20 protein-coding genes are annotated in these 20,860 nt (G+C 71.9%); 15 read left to right on the forward strand and 5 right to left on the reverse strand.

The window, feature by feature from the left end; all coding sequences use genetic code 11:
* Window positions 1-11 precede the first annotated feature (11 nt).
* Entirely contained in the window at window positions 12-2,321 is a 2,310-nt protein-coding gene (locus OG607_RS02875) for an MMPL family transporter (protein ID WP_405718274.1), read from the forward strand.
* Here the strand turns inward: OG607_RS02875 and OG607_RS02880 are convergent.
* Genes OG607_RS02880 through OG607_RS02890 form a run of 3 tightly spaced genes read right to left on the reverse strand, consistent with a single transcriptional unit; the run spans window position 2,207 to window position 5,420 of the window.
* Window positions 2,207-3,295: a threonine aldolase family protein gene (locus tag OG607_RS02880; RefSeq protein ID WP_405718277.1), complete on the reverse strand. Its 1,089-nt coding sequence runs from the start codon at window positions 3,293-3,295 to the stop codon at window positions 2,207-2,209. The two genes, OG607_RS02875 and OG607_RS02880, sit on opposite strands and share 115 nt — an antisense overlap.
* Window positions 3,274-4,038 (reverse strand): SDR family NAD(P)-dependent oxidoreductase, encoded by a 765-nt coding sequence (locus OG607_RS02885; protein WP_405718280.1) that lies wholly within the window; start codon window positions 4,036-4,038, stop codon window positions 3,274-3,276. Before OG607_RS02885 ends, OG607_RS02880 begins: the two co-directional genes overlap by 22 nt.
* A 17-nt stretch (window positions 4,039-4,055) precedes the next feature.
* Complete coding sequence (locus OG607_RS02890; protein WP_405718282.1) at window positions 4,056-5,420, reverse strand: DUF6421 family protein; 1,365 nt, start codon at window positions 5,418-5,420, stop codon at window positions 4,056-4,058.
* A 161-nt stretch (window positions 5,421-5,581) separates the two neighbouring features.
* Here OG607_RS02890 and OG607_RS02895 point away from each other — a divergent pair, with 161 nt between their 5' ends.
* The 4 genes from OG607_RS02895 to OG607_RS02910 all read left to right on the forward strand — a co-directional run bounded on the left by OG607_RS02895 (window position 5,582) and on the right by OG607_RS02910 (window position 8,843).
* Window positions 5,582-6,268, forward strand: a complete 687-nt coding sequence (locus OG607_RS02895; RefSeq protein ID WP_405718285.1) for a glycerophosphodiester phosphodiesterase — start codon at window positions 5,582-5,584, stop codon at window positions 6,266-6,268.
* 96 nt (window positions 6,269-6,364) lie between these two features.
* Window positions 6,365-7,243 (forward strand): ABC transporter substrate-binding protein, encoded by an 879-nt coding sequence (locus OG607_RS02900; RefSeq protein ID WP_405718288.1) that lies wholly within the window; start codon window positions 6,365-6,367, stop codon window positions 7,241-7,243.
* Between the two features lie 11 nt (window positions 7,244-7,254).
* Window positions 7,255-8,100, forward strand: a complete 846-nt coding sequence (locus OG607_RS02905) for an amino acid ABC transporter permease (RefSeq protein ID WP_405718291.1) — start codon at window positions 7,255-7,257, stop codon at window positions 8,098-8,100.
* Entirely contained in the window at window positions 8,097-8,843 is a 747-nt protein-coding gene (locus OG607_RS02910; RefSeq protein ID WP_405718294.1) for an amino acid ABC transporter ATP-binding protein, read from the forward strand. The genes OG607_RS02905 and OG607_RS02910 overlap by 4 nt, the downstream gene beginning before the upstream one ends.
* Before the next feature lie 19 nt (window positions 8,844-8,862).
* Here OG607_RS02910 and OG607_RS02915 read toward each other — a convergent pair whose 3' ends face one another.
* Window positions 8,863-9,408, reverse strand: a complete 546-nt coding sequence (locus tag OG607_RS02915) for a GNAT family N-acetyltransferase (RefSeq protein ID WP_405718297.1) — start codon at window positions 9,406-9,408, stop codon at window positions 8,863-8,865.
* A gap of 278 nt (window positions 9,409-9,686) precedes the next feature.
* Between OG607_RS02915 and OG607_RS02920 the strand changes: the two genes are divergently transcribed.
* The 6 genes from OG607_RS02920 to OG607_RS02945 all read left to right on the forward strand — a co-directional run bounded on the left by OG607_RS02920 (window position 9,687) and on the right by OG607_RS02945 (window position 13,924).
* Window positions 9,687-10,073 (forward strand): VOC family protein, encoded by a 387-nt coding sequence (locus OG607_RS02920; protein WP_405718299.1) that lies wholly within the window; start codon window positions 9,687-9,689, stop codon window positions 10,071-10,073.
* Between the two features lie 109 nt (window positions 10,074-10,182).
* Window positions 10,183-10,701, forward strand: a complete 519-nt coding sequence (locus OG607_RS02925) for a DUF5134 domain-containing protein (protein WP_405718302.1) — start codon at window positions 10,183-10,185, stop codon at window positions 10,699-10,701.
* A gap of 93 nt (window positions 10,702-10,794) precedes the next feature.
* Window positions 10,795-11,751, forward strand: a complete 957-nt coding sequence (locus tag OG607_RS02930; RefSeq protein ID WP_405718305.1) for a M56 family metallopeptidase — start codon at window positions 10,795-10,797, stop codon at window positions 11,749-11,751.
* Window positions 11,752-11,758: 7 nt separating this feature from the next.
* Window positions 11,759-12,442: a phosphatase PAP2 family protein gene (locus OG607_RS02935; protein ID WP_405718308.1), complete on the forward strand. Its 684-nt coding sequence runs from the start codon at window positions 11,759-11,761 to the stop codon at window positions 12,440-12,442.
* A 5-nt stretch (window positions 12,443-12,447) separates the two neighbouring features.
* Window positions 12,448-13,179 (forward strand): HAD family hydrolase, encoded by a 732-nt coding sequence (locus tag OG607_RS02940; protein ID WP_405736504.1) that lies wholly within the window; start codon window positions 12,448-12,450, stop codon window positions 13,177-13,179.
* A 106-nt stretch (window positions 13,180-13,285) separates the two neighbouring features.
* On the forward strand, window positions 13,286-13,924 hold the full coding sequence (locus OG607_RS02945) for a TetR/AcrR family transcriptional regulator (RefSeq protein WP_405718311.1): 639 nt from the start codon (window positions 13,286-13,288) through the stop codon (window positions 13,922-13,924).
* Here OG607_RS02945 and OG607_RS02950 read toward each other — a convergent pair.
* Window positions 13,915-15,288, reverse strand: coding sequence for an LVIVD repeat-containing protein (locus OG607_RS02950; protein WP_405736507.1), 1,374 nt, complete (start codon window positions 15,286-15,288; stop codon window positions 13,915-13,917). The genes OG607_RS02945 and OG607_RS02950 overlap by 10 nt on opposite strands.
* 112 nt (window positions 15,289-15,400) lie before the next feature.
* On the opposite strand from OG607_RS02950, the gene OG607_RS02955 reads away from it, so the two are divergent.
* The 4 genes from OG607_RS02955 to OG607_RS02970 all read left to right on the forward strand — a co-directional run bounded on the left by OG607_RS02955 (window position 15,401) and on the right by OG607_RS02970 (window position 20,800).
* A complete protein-coding gene (locus tag OG607_RS02955; protein WP_405718313.1) occupies window positions 15,401-16,057 on the forward strand; it encodes a DUF305 domain-containing protein in 657 nt (218 codons plus the stop codon).
* A gap of 70 nt (window positions 16,058-16,127) precedes the next feature.
* Window positions 16,128-17,483: an FAD-dependent oxidoreductase gene (locus OG607_RS02960; RefSeq protein ID WP_405718315.1), complete on the forward strand. Its 1,356-nt coding sequence runs from the start codon at window positions 16,128-16,130 to the stop codon at window positions 17,481-17,483.
* A gap of 31 nt (window positions 17,484-17,514) precedes the next feature.
* Window positions 17,515-18,873 carry a nucleobase:cation symporter-2 family protein gene (locus OG607_RS02965; RefSeq protein WP_405718318.1) on the forward strand — a complete coding sequence of 453 codons (1,359 nt, stop codon included), beginning with the start codon at window positions 17,515-17,517 and terminating at the stop codon, window positions 18,871-18,873.
* Between the two features lie 112 nt (window positions 18,874-18,985).
* Window positions 18,986-20,800, forward strand: a complete 1,815-nt coding sequence (locus tag OG607_RS02970; protein ID WP_405718321.1) for an ABC transporter ATP-binding protein — start codon at window positions 18,986-18,988, stop codon at window positions 20,798-20,800.
* Window positions 20,801-20,860 lie beyond the last annotated feature (60 nt).

The raw sequence follows: 20,860 nt of genomic DNA on the forward strand, positions 1-20,860 counted from the left end.
GGCGTACGCCCATGAGCCGCCTCAAGCGCGATCCCCGGCTCGTGCTGCTGTTCGCCGCCGTGCTGACCGCCCTCCTCGGGGCGGTCGGCACCGGCGGTGCCGACCGGCTCACCAACGGCGGCTACACCGCCGCCGGTACCGAGTCCGCACGCGCCAACCGGCTGCTGGAGCAGCGGTTCGGCGCGGGCAATCCCGATCTGGTGCTGCTGGTACGGGCCGGGCACGGCGGCGTCGACTCGGCGGCGGCACGGGAGCAGGGCCGGCGGCTCACCGCACGGCTGACGGCCACCGACGGCGTCGGGGCGGTGCGCTCCTACTGGACGGCGAAAGACCCCGCCCTGCGCTCCAAGGACGGCACCGAGGCCCTCGTCACGGCCGACCTGGCCGGCGCGGACCGGGATGCGGCGCGGACCGCCAAGTCCCTGGTCCCCGGCCTCACCGGACACCACGGCGTACTCGCCGTGTCCGCGACCGGGCCCGCCTGGGTGAGCGTGGAGGCCGGCCGGATCAGCGAACGCGATCTGGTGACGGCCGAGTTGTTCGCCGCGCCCGTCACCCTGCTCATGCTCATGCTCGCCCTGCGCTCGCCGCTGGCCGCCCTGTTCCCGGTGGTGATCGGAGCCGTGTCGGTCGTCGGGACCCTCGCGGTGCTGCGGCTGCTGACGTACGCCATGCCGGTCTCGGTGTTCGCGATGAACCTCACCAGCGCCCTCGGCTTCGGGCTCGCCGTCGACTACGGCCTGTTCCTGGTGACGCGCTTCCGCGAGGAACTGCGTACGGGGTCCCGCGTCGAGGACGCCGTCGCCCGCACCGCGCGCACGGCGGGGCGCACGGTCGCCGTCTCGGCGTGCACGGTGGCCCTGTCGATGTCGGCGCTGCTCGTGCTGCCGCTGCCCTTCCTGCGGTCCATGGCCTGCGCGGGCATCGCGGTGGCGCTGCTCTCGGCTGCCGCCGCGACCGTGCTCATGCCGCCGCTGCTGACGTTGGCGGGGCGGCGGCTGGCCCGCCCCGCGCGGCTGGGAGCGGTGGCCAGGGCCCCGCGCCGGGCCCCCCGAACCGCGGCACCCTGCAGGCCGGCCCGCCGCCCGCGCACCGCATGGCACGGGCCCGCCCCGCAGCCGGTGTGGCAGCGGGCGGCCGCAGCCGTGACCCGCAGGCCGCTGTTCTACGGCATCGGGTGCGCGGTCGCGCTGGTGATGCTCGCGACGCCGTTCGCGCATGTCCGGTTCGGGCTGTCGGACGAGCGGGTGCTGCCCGTGCGCACTGCGGCGCTGCGCACGTCGGCCGATATTCGCGCGCACTTCGCCACGCCCGCGGAGCGCGTGCTGACCGTCGTGCTCCCGGACGCCCATCCGGTGCTCGACCGGGCCGCGCTGGACGCGTACGAAAGCCGGGTCCGGCGGCTGGACTCGGTCGCCGCCGCTCGAATCGTCCCTGCGCATGACGCCGTGCCGCCGCCCGCCGTAGGAGCGGCCGCCCCCGGGGCGCTGCTCAGCGTCACCGGACCGGCGGACCCGCAGTCCGCCGCCGCGCGGACGCTGGTCGGGCGGCTGAGGGCAATGCCCGCGCCGGGCGGGCACCTGGTGACCGGCCGTGCGGCGCTGCTGGTGGACACCGGGAAGGCGGTGCGCGGCCGGCTGCCGCTCGCGGCGGGCATCCTGGTCATGGCGACGTGGGCGATGCTGTTCCTGCTGACCGGGAGTGTGCTGCTGCCGGTCAAGGCGCTGGTGGTGGGGGCGCTCAGCCTGACCGCGAGCTTCGGGCTGATGGTGCATGTGTTCCAGGACGGCCATCTACGGCGCGTGGTGGGCGACTTCGCGGTGACCGGGACGCTGGACATGTCGATGCCGCTGCTGATGTTCGCGATCGCGTTCGGCCTGGCGATCGACTACGAGATCTTCCTGCTCTCCCGCGTCAGGGAGCGCTACGCCCTGACCGGCGACAACCGCCTGGCCGTCGTCGAGGGCGTGGCCCGCACCGGGCCGCTGGTCACCACGGCCGCGCTGGCCGTGGCCGTGGTGACGGGCGCCCTGGCCACCTCGGGGATCACGGTCCTCAAGCTGCTGGGCACCGGGCTCGCCGTGGCCGTCCTCGTGGACGCCACGCTGGTGCGCGGCATCCTGGTGCCGGCCTTCATGACCGTCGCGGGCCGGGCCAACTGGTGGGCGCCCGCACCCCTGGCCCGGCTCCACGCGCGGCTCATGCCTCAGCGGGAGGACATCTCCTCGGCGATCGCCGCCGCGAAACCGTCGATGTCCGCCTCCGTGGTGTCGAAGGAGCACATCCAGCGGACCTCGCCGCTGGTCTCGTCCCAGAAGTAGAAGCGGTGGCGCTTCTGCAGCCGCTCGCTCACCTCGCGCGGCAGGATCGCGAAGACGGCATTGGCCTGGACGGGCCGGACGACCGTGATGCCCTCGATCGCCCGTACGGCCGCCTCCAGCCGCCGGGCCATCGCGTTGGCGTGCGAGGCGCTGCGCAGCCACAGGTCACCGGCGAGCAGCGCCTCGAACTGCACCGACACGAAGCGCATCTTGGAGGCGAGCTGCATGGACAGCTTGCGCAGGTGCTTCATGGCCCGCACCCGCTCGGGGCTGAGCACGATGACGCACTCGCCGAACAGCAGGCCGTTCTTGGTGCCGCCGAAGGACAGGATGTCGACGCCGGCGTCGGTGGTGAAGGCGGCGAGCGGCACGCCGAGGGTGGCGGCGGCGTTGGCGATCCGGGAGCCGTCGAGGTGGACGGCCAGGCCCAGCTGGTGGGCGTGGTCGCACAGGGCGCGGATCTCGTCGGGGGTGTAGCAGGTGCCGAGCTCGGTGGTCTGGGTGATGGAGACGACCTGCGGCTGGGCGCGGTGCTCGTCGTCGAAGCCCCAGGCCTCGCGGTCGATCAGCTCGGGGGTGAGCTTGCCGTCCGGGGCGGGGACGGTGAGCAGCTTGAGGCCGCCGACGCGCTCGGGCGCGCCGCCCTCGTCGACGTTGATGTGGGCGGAGGCGGCGCAGATCACCGCGCCCCAGCGCTGCGCGAGCGACTGCAGGGCCACGACATTGGCCCCGGTGCCGTTGAAAACCGGGAAGGCCTCGGCCCGGGGGCCGAAGTGGCGGCGGAAGACCTCCTGGAGGTGCGCGGTGTACTCGTCCTCGCCGTAGGCGACCTGGTGGCCGCCGTTGGCCAGGGCGAGCGCCGCCAGGACCTCGGGGTGGACGCCCGCGTAGTTGTCGCTGGCGAAGCCGCGTACGTCCGGGTCGTGGTGGCGTACGGCGTCGGTCGCCGGGTTTACGGGTGCGGGGTGAGCCACAGGCGCTTTCCGTTCACTGCTGGGGCCGGACGCGTCCATACGTCGGCGATGGCTTCGGCCAGGTCGGCCACGTCGGTGAATCCGGCGAACTTCGCGTTGGGACGTTCCTTGCGCATCTGCTCGTGCACCAGCGCCTTGATGATCAGGACGGCGGCCGCGGCGGTCGGGTGCTCCGGATCGCCGAGCTTGCGGAAGGAGTCGCCCAGGGCCAGCGTCCAGGCCTCGGCGGCGGCCTTGGCGGCGGCGTACGCGGCGTTTCCGGCCGTCGGCTGCGAGGCGCCGGACGCGCTGATGAGGACGTACCGCCCGCAGGGGCTGCGCAGCAGTGCGTCATGGAAGGCGAGCGAGGTGTGCTGGACGGTGCGGATCAGCAGCTTCTCCAGGAAGTCCCAGTCCGCGAGGTCGGTCTCCGGGAAGGAGGCCGAGCCGCGCCAGCCGCCGACGAGGTGGACCATGCCGTCGATGCGGCCGAGGTCCTTCTCGATGCGCGCCGCCCAGTCGCGGGAGGCGTCCAGGTCGAGCAGGTCGACGATGTCGCCGGTGATGGCGGCGCCGCCGGCGTCGTAGCGGGCCAGGTCCACGGCCTCGGCGAGGCGGTCGGGGCTGGCGTCGCCGGCCACGACGTGGGCGCCGGCCTTGGCGAGCCGCTGCAGGGTGGCGCGTCCGGCGGGGCCGCCGGCTCCGGCCACGGCGATCACGGCGCCGTCGAGCGGGCGGGCGCCCGGTTCGGTTTCGGTCGTCATCTTCTTCGCCCTCTCCTTCACGCCGCCGCCCGGGCCTCGGTGCCGGCGGTGATGCCCTTGGTGGAGGCGATCACATCACGCAGCTTCTTGGCCAGGGCCTCGTAGAACATGCTCAGCGGGAACTCGTCCGGCATTACGTCGTCCACGAGCTTGCGCGGCGGCTGGGTCAGGTCCAGGGCGTCGGGGCCCTTCGCCCAGACGGAGCCGGGGTGCGGGGAGAGATAGCTCGCGACGAGGCCGTAGGCGGCGAACCAGTGCACCAGCTTGGGGCGGTCGATGCCGTCCCGGTACAGGGTCTCGATCTCGGCGCAGAGCTGGTTGGTCACCTGCGGGGCGCGCTGCCAGTCGATGTGCAGCTTGTTGTCCGTCCAGCGTACGGCGTCGTGCTTGTGCAGGTACGCGAAGAGCAGCTGGCCGCCGAGGCCGTCGTAGTTGCGGACCCGGTCGCCGGTGAGCGGGAAGCGGAAGAGCCGGTCGAAGAGGATCGCGTACTGGACGTAGCGGCCCATGCCGTGGCCCTCGGACTCCAGGTGCACGGCCTCCTTGAAGGTGGTGAGGTCGCAGCGCAGCTCCTCCAGGCCGTACATCCAGAACGGCTGGCGCTGTTTGATCATGAAGGGGTCGAAGGGCAGGTCGCCGTGGCTGTGGGTGCGGTCGTGGATCATGTCCCACAGCACGAAGGTCTGCTGGGTGAGCTCCTGGTCGGCCAGCAGGGCCGCGGCGTCCTCGGGGAGGGCGAGGCCGAGGGTGTCCACGGCGGCCTCGGTGACCCGGCGGAAGCGGGCGGCCTCGCGGTCGCAGAAGATGCCGCCCCAGGTGAAGCGCTCGGGGGCCTCACGGACGGCGACGGTCTCGGGGAACAGGACGGCGGAGTTGGTGTCGTAGCCCGGGGTGAAGTCCTGGAAGGTGATCGGGACGAAGAGCGGGTTGTCGTACCGGGTCCGCTCCAGCTCGGCCAGCCAGTCCGGCCACACGACACTCAGCGCGACCGCTTCGAGGTTGCGGTCCGGGTTGCCGTTCTGGGTGTACATCGGGAACAGGACGAGGTGCTGCAGCCCGTCGCGGCGGTCGGCCGCGGGCTGGAAGGCGAGCAGCGAGTCCAGGAAGTCCGGCACGCCGAAGCCGCCGTCGGCCCACTTGCGCAGGTCCTTGACCAGGGCCTGGTGGTAGTCCGCGTCGTGCGGGAGCAGCGGGGCCAGGTCCTCCACCGCGCCGGTCACCCGGGCCAGGACGGCTTCGACGTCACTGAGGGAGGGAGCGGCCTCGGCGGTGAGGTCGATCGAGCCGTCCTTGCCCTGCCAGGGGCGGATGGCCTCCACGGCCTGCTTCAGGACAGCCCACGCCGGGTGGCCGACAATCGGTGACGACAGGATTTCCGTCACTTCCCCTCCTCAACAGAAGAACTTATTGCGTGACCACCGTATCTTCGGCTGCTTCTCCCGTTCAAGTGGGAGATCTACGTTTAACGTGCCGTTCGGCTGTCCTTCGCCTTGCCGCACTAGGCTTACGGCGTTGATCACGTCGCACAGGAGGCAGCGGCACCTTGAGCTTTCTCACAGTCGGTCATCGCGGTGTCATGGGTGTCGAGCCCGAGAACACGCTTCGTTCCTTCACCCGCGCGCAGCGCGAGGGCCTGGACCAGATCGAGCTCGACCTGCACCTGAGCAAGGACGGCGCGCTGATCGTCATGCACGACGAGAAGGTCGACCGGACCACCGACGGCAGCGGCGCCGTCGCGGACCTCACCCTCGACGAGCTGCGCGGACTGGACGCCGGTCTCGGCGAGCGGGTGCCGGTCTTCGAGGAGGTCCTGGACGCGGTGGACAAGCCGATCCAGGCCGAGATCAAGGACATCGCCGCCGCTCGCGTCCTGGCGGACGTGCTGCGCGAGCGCGACGCGCTGGACCGGGTGGACGTGCTGTCCTTCCACGACGAGGCGCTGCGCGAGGTGCGCGCACTGCTCCCGGACGTACGGACCGTGCTGGTCGCCGAGGGCCCGATGGGCCCGGAGATCGTCCCGCGCGCCCAGGCGGTGGGCGCATCCCTGGTGAGCCTGGAGCTGCGCCGGATCAGCCGGGCCCTGGTGCAGGAATGCCACGGGACGGGGATCTCGGTCATCGCGTGGACCGTCAACACCCCCGCCGACCTCGCGCTGGCCCGCGCGCTCGGGCTCGACGGAGCGGTCACCGACCTGCCGGAGATCCGGCAAGCGGTCGCGTCCGGCGGCTGAAAGACGGGCGCAACACGCCCGACACAGATGTCCGGCATGTGGAATCACAGGTCCATGACCTCGACATTTACCCACAGGCGATGCCAATCTCGCGCCATGCGCCCTGCCTTCGCCGCCGCTGCCGCGGCCTCCGTACTCGTCCTTTCGGCCGCCGCGTGCGCCCCGCAGGACGACACCAGCACGTCCTCGGCCAGCGGGTCCGCCAGCGGGTCCGCGTCCGCTTCGTGCTCCACGTCGTCGCTGGCCACCAAGACCTCCGGCAAGCTGACGATCGGCACGGACAACCCGGCGTACGACCCGTGGTTCTCCGACGACAACCCGTCGAACGGCAAGGGCTTCGAGTCGGCTGTCGCGTACGCCGTCGCCAAGCAGCTGGGCTTCGACAAGAGCGAAGTGGTCTGGCAGAAGGTGGCGTTCAACAACGCCTTTGCGGCGGGCAGCAAGAGCTTCGACTTCGACATCAACCAGGTCTCCATCAACGCCGACCGCAAGAAGGCCGTGGACTTCTCCTCGGGCTACTACGACGTGCGGCAGGCGGTCATCGCGCTCAAGGGCTCCAAGGCCGCGAAGGCCGCGAGCATCGCCGACCTCAAGAAGGTGAAGCTGGGCGCCCAGGTGGGCACGACGAGCCTGGACTACATCAACGACGTCATCAAGCCGACGCAGGACGTGGCGGTCTACCAGAAGAACGACCTCGCCACCGCCGCGCTGAAGAACGGTCAGGTCGACGCGATCGTCTACGACCTCCCGACCGCCTTCTACATCACCTCCGCCGAGCTGACCGACGCCAAGATCGTCGGCCAGTTCGAGAACACCGGTGACGGGCAGGAGCAGTTCGGCCTCGTCCTGGACAAGGGCAGCAAGCTCACCTCCTGCGTCAGCAAGGCGGTCGACGCACTGCGGGCGGACGGCACGCTGGCCTCCATCGAGAAGACGTGGCTGTCCGACGCGGTCGACGCCCCGGTGCTCAAGTGACCCTGGAGGACATGTACAAGCCGTCCGCACGGCGGGTCGAGCGCGAGCGCCACAAGCGCGCCCGCTCCCGCCGGGCGGCGGCCATCGCCGCGGTGAGCACCCTGATAACGGGCGCGGTGCTCTACTTCGTCATCACCGGCTCCCCCGGCTGGCCGCGCACCCGCGAGACGTTCTTCAGCGCCCACTACGCGCGCCAGGCCCTGCCGCAGGTCCTTGAGGGCCTGTGGCTCAACATCCGGCTCATGGTGATCTGCGGGGCCGTCGCCCTGCTCCTCGGGCTGCTCCTGGCGATCGCGCGCACGCTGCGCGGCCCGGTCTATTTCCCGCTGCGCGCCCTGGCCACCGCGTATGTGGACTTCTTCCGGGGCCTGCCGCTGATCATCTGCCTGCTCGCCGTGATCTACGGCGTGCCCGCGCTGCGGCTCCAGGGCGTGACCACCGATCCGGTGATACTCGGCGGGACCGCGCTGGTGCTGACCTACTCCGCGTACGTCGGCGAGGTCTTCCGGGCCGGCATCGAGAGCGTCCACCCCAGCCAGCGGGCCGCCGCCCGCTCGCTCGGCCTCAGCGGCGCGCAGGCGATGCGGTACGTGGTGCTGCCGCAGGCCGTACGGCGGGTGGTGCCGCCGCTGCTGAACGACCTGGTGTCGCTGCAGAAGGACACCGGGCTGGTGTCGATCGCGGGTGTCGTCGACGCGGTGTACGCGGCGCAGATCCTCGCGAGCAAGAGCTTCAACTACACGCCCTACGTCGTCGCGGGCCTGATCTTCGTCGCGCTGACGATCCCGATGACCCGGTTCACCGACTGGATCACCGCGCGGATGAACCGCCGCCAGTCGCAGGGAGGCACCGTATGACCGAGGTCCTGAGGCTCGAATCGGTGCGGAAGACCTTCGGCGAGTCGGTGGTCCTTCGGGACGTCGATCTCGCCGTCCCGCAGCACACCGTGACCGTGCTGATCGGCGCGTCCGGCTCGGGCAAGTCGACGCTGCTGCGCTGCGCCAACCTGCTGGAGGAGATCGACGACGGCGCGATCTTCCTCGAGGGGGACGAGATCACCCGCCCCGGGGCGGACCAGGACGCCGTCCGGCGCCGGATCGGCGTGGTCTTCCAGGCGTACAACCTCTTCCCGCACATGACCGTGCTCGACAACATCACGCTCGCCCCGCGCCGGGTGCACGGCACGCCGCGCAAGGAGGCCGAGGAGCGGGCGCGCGAGCTGCTGGCACGGCTGGGGCTGGCGGAGAAGGCGGGCGAGTACCCGGACCGCCTCAGCGGCGGCCAGCAGCAGCGGGTGGCGATCGTACGGGCGCTGGCCGGGCAGCCGCGGCTGCTGCTGCTCGACGAGATCACGGCGGCGCTCGACCCGGAGCTGGTGGGCGAGGTGCTCAATGTGGTGCGGGACCTCAAGGAGCAGGGGATGACGATGGTCATCGCCACCCACGAGATGGGCTTCGCGCGCGAGGTGGCGGACCAGGTGTGCTTCCTGGACGGCGGCGTGGTGCTGGAGCGCGGCACCGCGAAGCAGGTGTTCGGCGCGCCGGCGCAGGAGCGCACGCAGCAGTTCCTGCGCCGGATCGTGGAGGCGGGACGGCTCTAGGGCCTGTCCGGGACAGGCCCTAGGCCAGCTTTTTGACGAGCAGTTCGAACTGGAGGTCGTCGCGGGTGGGCCGGCCGAACCGCTCGTCGCCGTACGGGAAGGGGCTCATCTCGCCGGTGCGGGTGTAGCCGCGGCGTACGTACCAGGCGATGAGGTCCTCGCGGGCGGAGATCACCGTCATGTGCATCTCGTCCGCGCCCCACTCCCGGTACGCGAAGCGCTCGGCCTCGGCGAGGACGACCTTGCCGAGGCCGGCTCCCTGCAGGACGGGGTTCACGGCGAACATGCCGAAGTAGGCGTGCCCGTCGCGGTTCTCCAGCTGGCAGCAGGCGACGACCGCCCCGCCGGACTCGGCCACCACCATCCGGCTGGCGCTGCCGCCGACGACGGCCGCCACTCCTTCGGGGTCGGTGCGCTGCCCCTCCAGAAGATCCGCCTCGGTGGTCCAGCCGGCCCGGCTGGCCTCGCCCCGGTAGGCCGACTCGACGAGCGCGACCAGGGCGGGTACGTCGGCCTCGGTGGCGGTCCGGAAGGTGGGCTGCGCGGCGCGCTCGGCGGTGGCCATGTGGGCGGTGTCCTTCGGTGACGGTTGCGGGTCGGTCCGAGGCTAACGGGTAGGGCCTGTCCGGCGGATCTGGGTCGGATAGGCCGCGGCATCTGGTGCGGTGCATCGCAAGGCGCCGGAGTGCCCGCAGGGTGGTTTCCTGCGGGCACTCCGGCAACGCCGCGAGGTGCCGCCCGCCGCGCCAGCGGCTGATGTCACTGTGGCGTCGCGGACCCGGCCAGGATCCGCCGGACAGGCCCTGGGGAGTTTTACGGGGCACCGCCGGTACGGTCGGGCGCATGGTCAACGTACTGAGCAGCCGGATTCTGCTGCGGCCGGCCGATCTGGAGCGGTCGCGGGCGTTCTACCGGGACGACATCGGGCTGGCGATCTACCGGGAGTTCGGGGAGTGGCGGGAGCGCGGGACGGTCTTCTTCCTGGGCGGTGGCTTTCTGGAGGTGTCGGGGCACTGCGGGCAGCCGCCGGGGCCGGGACTGCAGCTGTGGCTGCAGGTGGACGACGTGGAGGCGTTCCATCAGCGGTTGCTCGGCCGCGGGGTGGCGGTGGTGCGCGAGCCCCGGCGGGAGTCCTGGGGGCTCGTCGAGATGTGGATCGAGGATCCGGACGGCGTGCGGATCTGTGTGGTGGAGGTTCCGGAGGACCATCCGATGCGTTACCGGCCGTGAGCCCGCCCGCGCGCCCCGGATACGTCTGTGCGCTCGGGTGTGCGCCGCCGGGCGGGGGCATGGTCCGTACGGCAGCTCAGGGCGGACGGACCCCAGGGGGAGGCCGGTCATGGACGGACCCGTGGTCGTGGGGTGGCTGCTCGTCGCGCTGGGCGCCGGCACCGGGCTGTACTGCCTGGCGGCGCGTCCGGCGGGGCGGGACGAGGCGGTGATGGGGCTCGGGATGGCGGCGATGGCGGTGCCGGTGTCCGTGCTGGACCCGGCGCCCTGGGGACCGCCGCTGTTCGCGGTGCTCTTCGGGGCGATGGCGGTGCGGGCGCTGCTGATGGCGCGGACCCTGGGACACCATGCGCATCACGCGGTGGGCGCGGGGGCGATGGCGTACATGGCGGTGGCGATGGTGCCGGGCGGGCACGCGCATGCGCACGCCATGGGCGGGGTGCCGCTGCTGACGGGGGTGCTGCTGCTGTACTTCACGGCGTATGTGCTGGCGGCCGGGGCGCGGCTGGCGACGGTGCCGCTGGCGGCGGGTCCCGCGGCGGGGACGGTGCTGCGGGCGCCGGAGCTGGCGGCGGCGTGCCGGGTGTCGATGGCGCTCGGGATGTGCGCGATGCTGCTGACCCTGTGACCGTGGCGGCCTGTGCGACATGTGTGAGGCGTGCGTCACTTTTGAGCGCGACTGCGTACCCCGGAGTAGCCGCATGCTCCTAGTGTGTCCGGCATGACGGTCCCGTTCGTGCTGCTCGTGCTCGGCGCGGTGGCCGCGGCGATGGCGCCGCGACTGCTGGCGCGTGCCGACTGGCCGGACCGCGAGCCCGTGCTGGCCCTGTGGGTCTGGCAGTGCGTGGTCGCCGCCGTCCTGCTGTGCTGCGTCCTGGCCATGGCGCTCAGTGCCGCCGCCGCGTGGGCGGCCGTGCGCGGGAACCTCTTCGCCTTCGCGCCCAACGGCGTGGCGGACGCGTACGGTCTTCCCGGCGCCGGGCCGTGGGCCGGGGCGCTGGCCGTCCTGCTCGCGTGCGGCGGCGCCTGGACCGCGGCGATGCTCACCCGCGAGGTGCGGGCCGCCCGGGCCCGGCAGCGCATGAGCCGCGCGGAGCTGCTGGTACGGGCGCCACGGCTGCCCGGCGAGGGCCTGGAGCTCGCGCCCGACGAGCGGCTGGTCGTCCTGGAGGGCGACCGGCCGGACGCGTGGTGGCTGGCCGGGCCCCGGCCGCGGCTGGTCATCACCACGGGCGCGCTGCGGCGGTTGAAGGGCCGTCAGCTCGATGCCGTGCTCGCCCATGAGCTGGGGCACGCCAGGGCCCGGCATGACGTACTGCTGCACTGCGCGGGGGCGCTGGCTGCGGGCTTTCCGCAGGTGCCGGTCTTCGCCGGGTTCCGCGACCAGGTGCACCGGCTGATCGAGCTGGCCGCCGACGACATCGCCTCGCGTCGCTTCGGTCGGCTGACGACCGCCCTCGCCCTGGTCGAACTCAACGAGGACCGCGGCGTGTTCGGCCCCTGCCAGGCCCCGCTCGATGACGTCTCCGGCCATGTCTCCGGCCGCGTCAACCGGCTGCTCGACCCTGAGCCGCGGCTCAGCCGCGTACGCCGGGTCCGCCTCACCGCGCTGTCCCTGCTGGTGCCGGCGATCCCGCTGCTGGTGGCCTTCGGACCGGGTCTGACCGCCCTGACATGATCGGCGCATGCACGACGCGCCACTGACCGAAGCCCCGGCCGCCTCCGCACGCGGCGCCTGTCTGCGCCGGCTGGCACTGCTCACCGTGCTCTTCGCCGTCCTGCTCGCCCTGGTGGCCGTCCGGTGGGCGCCCCTGATGTCCCTGGACCGGCGGATCGCGCGCGGCCTGCACACCGTCGCCGTCGGCCATCCGGCGCTGACGCACGTCAACCGCGTGTTCACCGACTGGGTCTGGGATCCGCTGACCATGCGCGCGCTGCTGCTGGCGGCGACGCTGTGGATGCTCCGGCGCCGGGCGTGGCGCGCCGCGCTGTGGCTGGCGGTGTGCGGCGTGGTGGGCAATGTTGCGTCGCAGGGCATGAAGGCGGCGGTCGGCCGGGCGCGGCCGCACTGGCCGGACCCGGTGGACAGCGCGCGCTATGCCGCGTTCCCGTCGGGGCACGCGATGACGGCGGCGATCGTGTGCGGGGCCCTGCTGTGGCTGTTCCTGCACCGCACCGCGGCCGGGCCGGCCTGGCGGGCCGCGGCCTGGGCGGTGGCCCTGGTGTCGGTCGTCGGGGTGGGCTTCACCCGGGTCTACCTGGGCGTGCACTGGGCGTCGGATGTGGTGGGCGGGTGGCTGCTGGGCGGGGTGGTTCTGACGGGGGCGGCCGCGCTGTGCGCGCCGTGGCAGGCAGGATGGCGGACATGACGACGATGACGACGGGGCTCGGCCTCAAGGGCTGCATGTTCGATTTCTCCGGGACGCTTCTGCGCATCGAGCCGCCCGAGAGCTGGCTGCGGGCCGTCCTCGCCGAGGCCGGTATCACCCTGCCGGAGGCGGAGTCGGCGGCGTACGCACAGCGGCTGAGCCGGACCGGAGCCCAGCCCGGCGGGGCCTCGCCCGAGTCCGTACCGCCGGCTCTGGAGCCTCTGTGGCGGGAGCGGGACGTGAGCGCGGAGCACCACCGGGCGGCGTACACCGGGCTGGCGCGGGAGACGCGCCTGGAGCGGGAGACGGACCTGCCGTGGGAGGACCTGTACGACGCGCTGTACGCCCGGCACATGGAACCGGCCGCCTGGGCTCCCTATCCGGACACCGCCGAAGTGCTCGGGGAACTGCACGGGCGCGGCATACCGGTGGCGGTGGTGAGCAACATCGGCTGGGATCTGCGGCCGGTCTTCCGTGAGCACGGCCTGGACCGCTTCGTGGACGTCTTCGTCCTGAGCTATGAGCACGGCGTCCAGAAGCCGGACCCCCGGCTCTTCCGGATCGCCTGCGAAGGACTCGGTCTGGCGCCGGAAACGGTGGCGATGGTGGGCGACGACCGACACGCCGACGCGGGCGCGGCGGCCCTGGGCTGTCCGGTGCACCTCGTCGACCATCTTCCGGTCGACCGGCGGCCGGACGGCCTGCGGCCGGTCCTCGGCGCCTTCGGCCCCGCCTGAGGCCGAATGGCCGAATGGCCGGCTTGGGCACCCGGCGGTCCCCCGCGCCGCCGGGTACGCGCTTCTGAGTATATTGGCTGTGAGCCAGTCAACGCAGGAGTCAAGCATGTCCCCCCGGCGTCCATCGGTCAATGAAGAGATGCGGCGGCGCTCCCGGGAGCGGCTGCTGCAGGCGACGGTCGAGCTGGTCGAAGAGCGCGGTTACGAGGCCACGACGCTCGGTGACATCGCGGACCGGGCGGGCGCCGCGCGCGGCCTGGTCTCGTACTACTTCCCCGGCAAGCGGCAGCTGCTGCAGTCCGCGACGCACCGGCTGATGCACCGCGAGCTGTCCGCCGCGCTGGAGCACGAGCCGCCCGCGCGGGACGGATGCGAGCTGCTGGCCCGCGCCGTGGACTGCGTCCTCGGGATGCCCGTCAGGCATCCGGTGCTGATGCGCGCGCACATGGCCGGGATCCTGCAGGCGGAGGGTTTCGTCGAGTGCGCCGACCAGCAGCGGCTGGCCGGACTGCTGCGCGATTCCATCACCGCCTGGGGCTCCCCGGACCCCGAGCAGGACTACCGGATGCTGCGCGCGCTGCTCATGGGCGCGGTGTTCGCGCAGCTCATCCCGGGTGCGCCGATGCCGGTGTCCCGGCTGCGGGCGGAGCTGTTCCAGCGCTACGGGCTGGACCACGGGCGCGGTGCCCCGCCGGACGGGATTCCGCCCGGCGGGGCACCGGTCGACGGGGGCGGTCAGCGGTAGTAGTCGGGCTGGGTCTGGACGTTGAGCTCGCCCAGCCTGACCTTCCCGGCGCTGTCGGTGCGCCTGTCGCTGATCTTCAGGACGTCGAAGCCCTTGGCGATGTCGTTGGAGTAGATGTAGCCGTTGTAGTAGTACGCGCTCCACGACCCGCCGACGGACAGGGCGTCGGTGGATATCGGGCCGCGTTCGAAGAAGCCGATCTCCTTCGGGTTGGCGGAGTCCGTGAAGTCCCAGACGGAGACGCCGCCCTGGTACCAGGCCTGCACCATGATGTCGCGCCCGGCGGCGGGGATCAGGGAGCCGTTGTGGGCCACGCAGTTCTCGGTGTCCGCCTGGGCGCGGGGGATCTTGTAGTAGCCGCGGAAGACGAGTTTTCGGTGGTCGCCCTTGCCGGTGATGTCGTAGATCCCGTCGGCGCCGCGGTCGGGCCCGACCGCGGCGTTGCACTCGGCGCCACCGCCACCGCCGAGCTCGTCGGTGAAGACCACCTTCGTGCCGCGCGCGTTGAAGGTCGCGGAGTGCCAGAACGAGAAGTTGACGTTGTCCTGCACCCGGTCGATGACCTTGGGGTTCACCGGGTCGGAGATGTCGAGCAGGATGCCGTCACCCATGCAGGCGCCGGCCGCCAGCTTGAGTGCGGGATACGCCGTGATGTCGTGGCAGCCCGTGGTCTCGGCCACCCTGGCCTGGGTGTCGGTGGCCGGGATGCCGGGGTTGCCGCCGTCGGGGAAGAGGACGGGGAAGCCCACGACGGCCGCGTCCTCGGGGTGGCTGCGCGGGACCTTCACCACGGAGATCCCGTCGTGCGGCGGCCGGCAGTCCGGGAATGTGGCGCTGGGCGAGTACGAGGACACGTAGACGTACACATCGCGCTTGCTCGGGACCAGGCTGTGGGTGTGCGAGCCGCAGCTGGTCTCCACGGCGGCGACGTAGACCGGGTTGGCCTTGTCGCTGATGTCGAAGACCTTGATGCCCTCCCAGGAGGACTTCTCGGTGGCCGGCTGGCTGGTGCTCGCGCAGGAGTTGTCGGTCCGCGAGGAGTCGGTGGACAGGAACAGCAGGTTGCCGGAGACGGAGATGTCGTTCTGGGAGCCGGGGCAGAGCACCTGACTGACGATCTCCGGTGACTTCGGGTGGCTGATGTCGTAGATGACGAATCCGTCGTAGTTGCCCGCGAAGGCGTACTTCCCCTGGAAGGCCAGATCCGAGTTGAAGCTGGTCAGTGCCTGTTTCGGGGTGTTGGAAAGGTGCTCGACGTTGTCGCTCGTGACGACCTGGTCGACACCGGGGATGTCACCCTCCGCGGTGGCGGGGGCCGCGGCCGCCATGCCGAGAAGCATGGCTGCTGCCGCCGCCAGGGCCATCGCGAGCCGTCCGGGGCGCGCGCGGGGTAATGACGTCACTGCGTCCTCCCTTGTAGTGGACCACGGAAGTATCGCTCTTTCCATGTACTCGTCAAAAGATGACAATGAATCAATGACCGAACCGCATCGCTCGCTCACCTCCCTCGCCCCCGCGCTGGCCTTGGCTCTGGCCCTCGTGACACCGCTCGCACTGACCGGATGCGACCCGGGCGGCGGCGCGAAGGCGGACGGCGGCGGTCCCTCGGTGATCGCTCCGGGAAGGCCCGGCGAGGACGCGTCCACCCTCTCCGCCGAAGAGGCCGCCCAGGCCCGCCCCGACGACACGCCCAACGAGGCCGACCTCGGCTATGTGATGCGGATGATCGAGCACCACCGGCAGGCCCTGGTCATGGCGGCACTGGCCGCCGGTCACGCCGGGTCGGCGAAGGTGAAGAGCCTCGCGGGCCGCATCGAGGCGGCCCAGGGACCCGAGATCGCCACGATGCAGGCGTGGCTGGACACCAACGGCGGATCGGACCACAGCGCGCACCACAGCCATGGCGAGATGCCGGGCATGGCCACCGACCAGCAGCTCGCCGACCTGCGCGAGGCCGACGGCGCCGCCTTCGACCGGCTCTTCCTCACACTGATGATCACCCACCACCAGGGGGCCGTGACCATGGCCACCGAGGTGCTCTCCAGTGGGAGGAACGTCCAGGTCGAGGAGTGGGCGAACGAGGTGATCGCGCAGCAGAGCAGCGAGATCCGCCGAATGCGCGCCCTGCGCTGACCTCCCGGGGACCGGGTACCGGTGCGATGCTGGAGGTGCCCGCACACCCCCCGCGGGAAGGAGCCCGCCCGTGCTTCGTATCGCAGTCGTCGGTTCAGGTCCCAGCGGTGTCTACACGGCGGAGGCGCTGGCCCACCAGGACAGCGTCCCGGATGTGATGGTCGATGTGCTGGACCGGCTGCCGTGCCCGTACGGACTGGTGAGGTACGGGGTGGCGCCGGACCACGAGAAGATCAAGTCGCTGCAGGGCAATCTGCGGCGGGTGCTGGAGGATCCGCGGATCCGCTTCCTGGGCAATGTGGCGGTCGGCGGGGCCCTCGGCCCGGACGCGCTGCGCTCGCTCTATCACGCGGTGGTCTACTGCGTCGGCGCGGCGACCGACCGCAGGCTGGGCGTGCCGGGCGAGGATCTGCCGGGCAGCCACTCCGCGACCCGCTTCGTGTCCTGGTACAGCGCGCATCCGGACGAGCCGCCGGACGAGTTCGCGCTGCGGGCCCGCTCGGCGGTGGTGATCGGGGTCGGCAACGTCGCGGTGGACGTGGCCCGGATCCTGGCCAGGGGCGGGGAGGAACTGCGGCGCACCGACGTGCCCGACGCGGCGCTGCGCGCGCTGCGGGAGAGCCGGGTGACGGACGTGCACATGGTGGGACGGCGCGGTCCGTCCCAGGCGAAGTTCACGACGAAGGAGTTGCGGGAGCTCGGCGCACTGCCTGACGCCGAGGTGCTCGTACGGCCCGAAGAGCTGGCCCTGGACCCGGCGTACGCGGACCCGGGCGGCCTGCCTGCGGTCGCGCGGCGCAATGTGGAGGTGCTGCGCGGCTGGGCGGAGCGCGGCGCGTCCGGGCGGGAGCGGCGGATCCACCTGCGGTTCTTCCTGCGGCCGGTGGAGGTGCTGGGCGGCGGGGAGCCGGGGCGGCCGGGCGTGACCGGGGTGCGCTTCGAGCGGACGGAGCCGGACGGGCAGGGCGGGGTCGCCGGCACCGGGCGGTTCGAGGAGATCGAGGCGCAGCTGGTGCTGCGCAGCGTCGGCTATCGCGGGGTGCCGCTGGCCGGGCTGCCCTTCGACGCCCGGCGCGGGATCGTGCCCAATGACGATGGCCGGGTGCTGCGGGACGGGCGGCCGTCGCCGGGCGAGTACGTGGCCGGGTGGATCAAGCGCGGCCCGACCGGGGTGATCGGCACCAACCGGCCGTGCGCCAAGCAGACCGCCGCCGCGCTCGTCGCCGACACCGCGCTGCTGCGGGCCCGTGACCTGCCGGAGGATCCGCTGGACGGGCTCCGCGCCCTGGGGGCGGAGCCGGTGGAGTGGTCGGGCTGGGAGGCGATCGAGGCGGCGGAGGCAGAGCTGGGCCGGTCGCTGGACCGTACGACTGTGAAGATCGCGGACTGGGCAGGACTGCTGACGGCAGCCCGGCCAGGGCCGTGACCAGCATCTGTCGTGTCGAGGAGTTGCGCCTGTGCCCACGGCGAGCGTGACCGGGGAAGAGTCCGTCCACCCGGTCGATGAGGTGCTGCCCGCCGCACAGCTGGGGGCCTACGGCCTGCAGCATGTGCTGGCGATGTACGCGGGCGCGGTGGCGGTGCCGCTGATCGTCGGCGGCTCGCTGGGGCTTGCGCCCACCGATCTGGCGTATCTGATCACCGCCGACCTGCTGCTGTGCGGGATCGGGACGCTTCTGCAATGCGTGGGGTGGTGGCGGTTCGGCGCCCGGCTGCCGATCATGCAGGGCTGCGCGTTCGCGGCGGTGCCGCCCATGGTGCTGATCGGCAAGGACGGCGGCCTGCCCGCGATCTACGGCTCGGTCATCATGGCGGGCCTGGCGATGACCCTGCTGGCACCGGTGTTCGGGCGGCTGCTGAGGTTCTTCCCGCCGCTGGTGACCGGCACCGTGATCTTGATCATCGGGCTGAGCCTGCTGCCGGTGGCCGCCCACTGGGCGGCGGGCGGCGACGGGTCGAAGCGCGGCGGCGGGGCGGCGGACATCGGCGAGCCGAGGAACCTCGCGCTGGCGGCCGGGGTGCTGGTGACGGTGGTGATGATCCAGCGCTTCGCGCCGCCCTTCCTGAGCCGGATCGCGGTGCTGGCCGCCATCGTGCTCGGCACAGTCGTGGCGGCGCCCCTGGGCTTCACCCACTTCCACGGGGTCGGCGACGCCGACTGGATCGGCGTCAGCACGCCCTTCCACTTCGGCACCCCCTCCTTCCAGGCTTCCGCCGTCGTGTCGATGCTGGTGGTGGCGCTGGTGACGATGACCGAGACAACGGGTGTCCTCATCGCGGTCGGCGGGCTGACCGGTCGCGCGGTCGGGCCCGGGCGGCTCGCGGACGGCCTGCGCGCGGACGGCGTGTCTACGGTCCTGGGCGGCGTCTTCAACACCTTCCCGTACACCGCCTACGCGCAGAACGCCGGCCTGGTCGGTATGACGCGGGTGCGCAGCCGCTGGGTGGTCGCGACGGCCGGCGCCATCCTGGTCCTGCTCGGTCTCCTGCCGAAGCTGGGCGCGGTGGTCGCCGCCGTACCGGCACCGGTGCTGGGCGGCGCGGGCCTGGTGATGTTCGGCTCGGTCGCCGCGAGCGGCGTGCGCACGCTGGCCACGGTCGGATTCGACGACAACCACAACCTGACGGTGGTCGCGGTCTCGCTGGCGGTCGGTCTGCTGCCGGTGGGTGTGCCGCTGATCTACGCCGGGTTCCCCGAGTGGTTCCGGACAGTGATGGACAGCGGGATCAGCGCGGGCTGCGTCACCGCGATCACGCTGAACGTGCTGTTCAACCACCTGCCGGGCACGGCGGCCGCCGGGAAGAGCGGGGCGTAGACGGGCCACTGGCCGAGAAAAACGCTTGGACTGCGCAAGCGCCATCGCGGGACACTTCGACTCCTGGCCTGCCCGTACTCGCACGTCGGGCTGCACGACCGTGAGGGTTGGGATGGGAACGCCACAATCGCGCAGGGTTCGGCCGGGCAGTGGCTCGGTGCTCCTCGCACTTCGTTATTACGGACGGGAGTTGGCCCGGCTCCGGCGGCTGACGCTGCCGGCGATGCTGCTGCCGGCGCTGGGCAACATCGGCATCAACTACATCGCGCCGCTGGTCGTCGCGAAGCTCGTCGGCCGTATCTCCGGCGACGCCGGCATCTCCATCGGCTCGACGCTGCCCTACGTCCTCGGCTTCGCCGGCGCCCTGCTGCTCGCGGAGGCGCTGTGGCGCGTCGGCCTGCACTTTCTGAACCGCCTCGACGCCCTGGGCATCGAGCAGCTGTATGTGATCGGCATGGACGAGCTGTTCGCCAAGGATGCCGCGTTCTTCCACGAGAACTTCGCCGGGTCGCTGACCAAGCGGGTTCTGAGCTTCGCCTCCCGCTTCGAGGAGTTCGTCGACACGCTGACGTTCAACGTCGTGGGCAGCCTCGTACCGCTGGTGTTCGGGTCAGTGGTGCTGTGGCGCTACGATCCGCTGCTCGTCGTCGGGCTCCTGGCGATGATCGCGCTGACGGCGCTGTGCGTGGCGCCGCTGGTCCGTCGCCGCCAGGCGCTCGTCGACCAGCGCGAGGAGGCGATCGCCCGGGTGTCGGGGCACGTCGCTGACAGCCTGATGAACATGGACACGGTCCAGGCGTTCGCCGCCGAGAAACGCGAGGCCGCCGAGCACCGGTCCCGCGTCGCGGAGTCACGGCGGCTCTCGCTGAGGTCGTGGGACTACGGCAACCTGCGCATCGACACACTGGTCGCGCCGATGTCCGTGCTGACCAATGCGCTGGGCCTGCTGCTCGCGATCGCGCTCGGCGGGGGCGAACACGGCGTCGAGGCGGTCGTGGTCGCCTTCACCTACTACACCAACGCCACGCGGATCATGTTCGAGTTCAACCAGATCTACCGCCGCCTGGAGAGCTCGATGACGGAGGCCGCGCAGTTCACCGAACTGCTGCTGAAGCCGCCGACCGTGCTCGACCCGGCGTCCCCGGAGCCGCTGCGGTCCCGGGCCGCCGACGTCCGCTTCGAGCAGGTGACCTTCGCCCACGCGGGTGCGGAGCCGCTCTTCGAGGGACTCGACCTGGCGGTGACCAGCGGGGCGAGGATCGGTCTGGTCGGCCGGTCCGGCGGCGGAAAGACCACGCTCACCCGGCTGCTGCTGCGGATGACGGACATCAACGCCGGCCGGATCCTGATCGGGGGCCAGGACATCAGCAAGCTGCGCCAGGCCGACCTGCGCAGCCTGATCGCCTATGTGCCGCAGGACCCGGCGATGTTCCACCGCACGCTGCGGGACAACATCGCGTTCGCCCGGCCGGACGCCACCGACGCCGAGATCCGCCGCGCGGCCGAGGCGGCGCACGTCACGGAGTTCGCCGACGCGCTGCCGGACGGCTTCGGCACCATGGTGGGCGAGCGGGGCGTCAAGCTGTCCGGCGGACAGCGCCAGCGGGTCGCCCTCGCCAGGGCGATCCTGCGCGACGCGCCGATCCTGCTGCTCGACGAGGCGACCAGCGCCCTGGACTCCGAGAGCGAGATCCTCGTCCAGGAAGCGCTGTGGCGGCTCATGGAAGGGCGGACCGCCCTCGTGGTGGCGCACCGGCTGAGCACGGTCGCCACCATGGACCAGCTCGTCGTCCTGGACCGCGGACGGATCGTCGAGCAGGGTACGCACCAGGAACTGCTCGCGTCGGACGGCGCCTACGCGAACCTGTGGCAGCACCAGTCGGGCGGCTTCCTCGACGACAGCCCCGCGCGGGCCGACCTGCTCTGAACGCGCGGCGGGCGGGCCGTTGTCAGTGGCAGGGTGCAGACTCTGTGATGCCGGACACAT

It is taken from the genome of Streptomyces sp. NBC_01537 (assembly GCF_045040445.1).
In the GTDB taxonomy this organism is placed as follows: Bacteria; Actinomycetota; Actinomycetes; order Streptomycetales; family Streptomycetaceae; genus Actinacidiphila.